Raw genomic sequence first — 3,860 nt, 5'->3', positions numbered from 1 at the left:
GGCCGGAGGCGGTTGAGCGTGAACTTCGTCCTTTAGACGGCTTCGACGTTGACCAGGACCTGTTTGTTCCTCCACATTGTTCGCGTCCTTCAAGTAGAGGTCCGGCCAATAGTCGGCCGGCACGCCAGCCGGTGCTCCGGCCTCAACTGGTTCTACTACGGCGGGCAACTGGTCACCGACGGCATTGACTAGTGTTACGTCGCGCGGTGAATCAGACTGTTTGGCCCAAGCTGTTCGAGGCTGAGACAGAGGCAAAGTCCCACGCTGGAGGGGGAGGAAGGTAGAGCTGGGGCAGCGTGGGACGGAGGGAGACTACGGAAGGTTGTAGGGAGGCGTCTTCCAGGGGGTTTCGGGGTCGTAGAGATTCATCTGCCGGTGGTGATGACGGCGTAACTGCACGAGATAACGGCTCTCACAAGCGGCGGCGAGCTGGTGAAGAAAGTCGCTGAGAGCCGAGGCTGTTTCGTCGGAGAGGCCATCGGGGAAGAGGGGGTCGAAACGGCGGCGCTTCATCGCAATTCCTCGATGGCCAATTGCAAGAGGTCGTCGGGCAGATGGTTGAGTCCACGCGGCACCGCCAGGCGCATGGCCGTGCGCAGGATGCGCCCGGCGTGACGCGGCAGACCCTTGCTGGCTTGGCGCAGGATCTCGAGACCCGAATCGGCGAGCAGCGTATGAGAACACCCGGCGCTCTTGAGCGCGTGTGCGATGAGTTGCGCAAAACGTTCGCGCTCGATGACCGGCCGCATCTGAACGCGCGCCTGAATGCGCCCGGCGAGCGCTGCATAGGGCGCCCGTTCGAGCGTCTGCGCGAGCAGCGGATGGCCAACGAACCAGACGGTGATCAGATCGCGCGAATCGAAGGCGAAGTTGAGGAAAGCCGGGAAATCGCGGAAGAACTCGGGCGGCAGATTCTGCGCTTCGTCGAGAATCCACAGCGGCAGGATCTGTTTGCCGTCGGCCAACTGGTGGATATGCGCCTTGATGTCGCGCCACAGTTGCGCCCGGCGATAGCTGGGCGGCAGGCCCAGAGACAGGGCCAGACAGCGATAGATATCGAGGCGGCCGAAGTCGGTCTCGGCATGGTAGATGACTTGATAGCGATGCGGATTGAGCTTCGCGGTCAGGAGCCGCAGGGCGGCGGTCTTGCCGACGCCGGCGTCGCCGGTCAGCAGGCCGACGCCCGGCGAATGCAGGAGCCACTGGAAGCGTTCATCTAGTTGCGCCAGCGCGCCGTCATCCCACAGTTCGGTCGCTTCCTTGCCCAGCGGCGGATGGCGCAGACCAAAGTGTTGCAGGTCCATCGTTAGTCTCCTTTCGCTTCGTAATACTGTTGATGGACCATCTCGATCAGATTCGGACCGGACCTCTCAGTCCTGCCGGCGTCCACCGGCTCGGGTTTGCGACGCTGGCGACTGAGATTGGCCAGCGCATCAAGCGGCGTGGCCAAGCCGATCGCCTCGCCGTTTGCGTCCTCGACGCTGACCACGACTTCGGCATGCGGATCGACGACCAGGCAGACGGTCTTGCCGGACAGCTCGAAAGGCACCTCGAAGCGCTTGCCCTGATAAGACACCGTGCCGTCCTTGCGGACCCGGCGGCTGACGCGATGGTGGAACAAGGCATTGAGCTTGGCGGCCAGCAGTCCGAGCGGGCGAATCTTCGGCAAATCCTGCTGATAACGCGCCAGCGGCGTGATTCCTCCCAGTCCGTCATGGGGGCTGCGGTGATAGATCCGTTCGACCCACGCCCATAGGCGCGCATTGAGGTCCGCCAGGCCGGTGAGGTGGCGCTCGTCGAGTTCAGACAGAAACTGATCGCGGCACGTCCGGTGCCAGCGCTCCAATTTCCCTTTGCCTTCGGGTGCATAGGGCCGGCAATAAATCAACAAAATGCCCAGGCGGGCGCAGATCCCTTGCAAGGTGTGAGCGCGGTAGGCGGCGCCGTGATCGACGACCAGCTTGAGCGGGATGCCGCGTTTGAGAATCGCCTGTTTGAGCACGCCCTCGATGTCCAGCGCCGTCTCACCGGGGCAGAAGGCGCTGTGGGCGAGCAGACGTGAGGCGTCATCGAACAGGGAGACGAGATACGCTTTGGCGAGCTTACCACCGATGGGGACCTGCGGACCGTGCATCACGTCGCTGTACCAGATCGCGCCGGCTGAAGCGGCGACGAAACTGCGCCTCTCCTCGGGCAGGCTGGCCGAGCCGGTCATGCGGGAAAGACCGTGTTGCTGGAGCAGACGATGGATCGTCGATCGCGACAGACTCCCGCGAGCGACGGTGCCAGCGGTTTCGAGCAACTGCCGAATCTGGCGAATCGAGCGCCGGGGATTATCGCGCTTGGCCGCCAGAATCGCGACCTGGATCGCCTCGGAGAGCTTCGATTGCCCGCGGTCGGCGCGCGCCTTCGGCATCAGGCCATCGAGACCTTGCGCGCGGTAGGTGTAGTACCACCCTTGAATCGTCTTCTCGCCCAGATGGCGCCGACGGGTGCCAGGAATGGCGTACTCGCGTTCGGCCAGCTCACGGATGATCTGCTGTAGTTCTCCCCGCTCCAGCCGCTCCCGGCTGACCAGCGGACCCAGGACGGACAGGCGAAACAGGGCTTTCGGGTCGATGGGTTTCATGTGGACTCCTTCGTTTGAATGGGAGTCGTGATGAGAACAGAACGACCACGTTATGACCACGGCAAACTGTGGGGGGGCCCCGCCCGGGCGGGGCCCCCCCTGTCCGCCACTCGTTCGGGGTCAGCTCATCAGGGGACGATCAGTTCGTGATCAAGGATGGCCATGGCCCGCGCCAGGCCCAGGGTGGCGAACACGCGGCGCCAGAAAGCGTCGAATCCTGCCGCCCGTCCGAGTTCGGCAAAGCGGGCGCGCAGATGAAACTCGAAGAGATCACTGCGCGCCTTCAACCACTGCCACCAGCGATCGACGGTGCGCTCGTCAGGTCCGCCGCCGTCCGCGCGAAGGCCTTCCGAGCATCCCTTCAATCGTGGCTTCAGGGCCTCTTGCTGCACCGACCAGTCATACCAGCGCCGTGCTGCGATGCACTCCGGCAGTCGCGAACACGTGTGGTGGCATCCGCTGCAAAGGTAGCGGCAGATCGGCACGGGATTGAGCGAGGCGTGCTCCCGTCGCCGGTCGGACTTCCGGTAGTAGTACCCGTGCCGCCGGAGGATCTTGAGGCCGCAGTGCGGGCAGCACCGCGGTCGATAGCGTTCAGGGCTGGCGCTGATCGCCTCGATATGCTGCTCAAGACTGGTGATGCCGACTACAATTCGTCGCATGGGCTGGGCTCCTTTCTATCCGGGTGGCGTCGATAACTTCCCACGATAGCAGAGGTGTCCCAGCCCTTCCTCTTCCCCCTTTGTCCCGGCCTCTTTCAGGCACTGCTTCTTTCTTCTTCCCGACCGTGCGCGGGATATTTCGAGCCCTTAGACCTTAGCCAGGGGAGGACGTAACAACTAGCGAGGAGATGCTAGGTTTGAGATCGGACATAGGCATACCCTGTCCGATATTCGTATTGTTTTTTCGGACTTTTGGCAAGGCCGAATGTCCGAAACTTGTCTATTTGTCGCTGATCACTCGTTCAGGGTGTTCAGTTCAGTCATCCGGCTCGCTAAAGTGGAGATCGAGCATGCGTCGGCACCCTGGCCGGTCACCAAGTTCATGATCTGGCATCCGACGTTTAGCGGCTAAAGTCGGCTCATCGGGACACGCCACGGCTCAACACATGCGAGGCGACCGAAGCTATGGCTTTGCCCTGGTCATAAGTGATACTGGAATGGCTACCGATTGCCGGTGCTTTAACGAAATTCACCCGATCATGCTTGACGACATTCTTGCCGACCTGCTG

General features: G+C 62.4%; 4 protein-coding genes. All 4 read right to left on the bottom strand.

Annotated elements, in window-relative coordinates:
• Positions 1-312 precede the first annotated feature (312 nt).
• A complete protein-coding gene (locus tag J0M27_RS21235) occupies positions 313-513 on the bottom strand; it encodes a hypothetical protein (RefSeq protein WP_294996694.1) in 201 nt (66 codons plus the stop codon).
• On the bottom strand, positions 510-1,304 hold the full coding sequence (locus J0M27_RS21230) for an ATP-binding protein (protein WP_294996692.1): 795 nt from the start codon (positions 1,302-1,304) through the stop codon (positions 510-512). Before J0M27_RS21230 ends, J0M27_RS21235 begins: the two co-directional genes overlap by 4 nt.
• Before the next feature lie 2 nt (positions 1,305-1,306).
• Positions 1,307-2,629, bottom strand: coding sequence for a DDE-type integrase/transposase/recombinase (locus J0M27_RS21225; RefSeq protein ID WP_291923359.1), 1,323 nt, complete (start codon positions 2,627-2,629; stop codon positions 1,307-1,309).
• 128 nt (positions 2,630-2,757) lie between these two features.
• Positions 2,758-3,291: a DUF6431 domain-containing protein gene (locus J0M27_RS21220; protein WP_291923357.1), complete on the bottom strand. Its 534-nt coding sequence runs from the start codon at positions 3,289-3,291 to the stop codon at positions 2,758-2,760.
• Between the last annotated feature and the right edge of the window lie 569 nt (positions 3,292-3,860).

The organism is Sulfuritalea sp. (assembly GCF_017302275.1).
Lineage (GTDB): Bacteria > Pseudomonadota > Gammaproteobacteria > Burkholderiales > Rhodocyclaceae > Sulfuritalea.
This window is presented reverse-complemented; position numbering and strand designations above follow the sequence as displayed.

What these genes read in the sequence shown, in the direction of transcription:
- J0M27_RS21225 (WP_291923359.1), bottom strand. Translation starts at nt 2,629, where the DNA reads ATGAAACCCATCGACCCGAAAGCCCTGTTTCGCCTGTCCGTCCTGGGT.
- J0M27_RS21235 (WP_294996694.1), bottom strand. Translation starts at nt 513, where the DNA reads ATGAAGCGCCGCCGTTTCGACCCCCTCTTCCCCGATGGCCTCTCCGAC.
- J0M27_RS21220 (WP_291923357.1), bottom strand. Translation starts at nt 3,291, where the DNA reads ATGCGACGAATTGTAGTCGGCATCACCAGTCTTGAGCAGCATATCGAG.
- J0M27_RS21230 (WP_294996692.1), bottom strand. Translation starts at nt 1,304, where the DNA reads ATGGACCTGCAACACTTTGGTCTGCGCCATCCGCCGCTGGGCAAGGAA.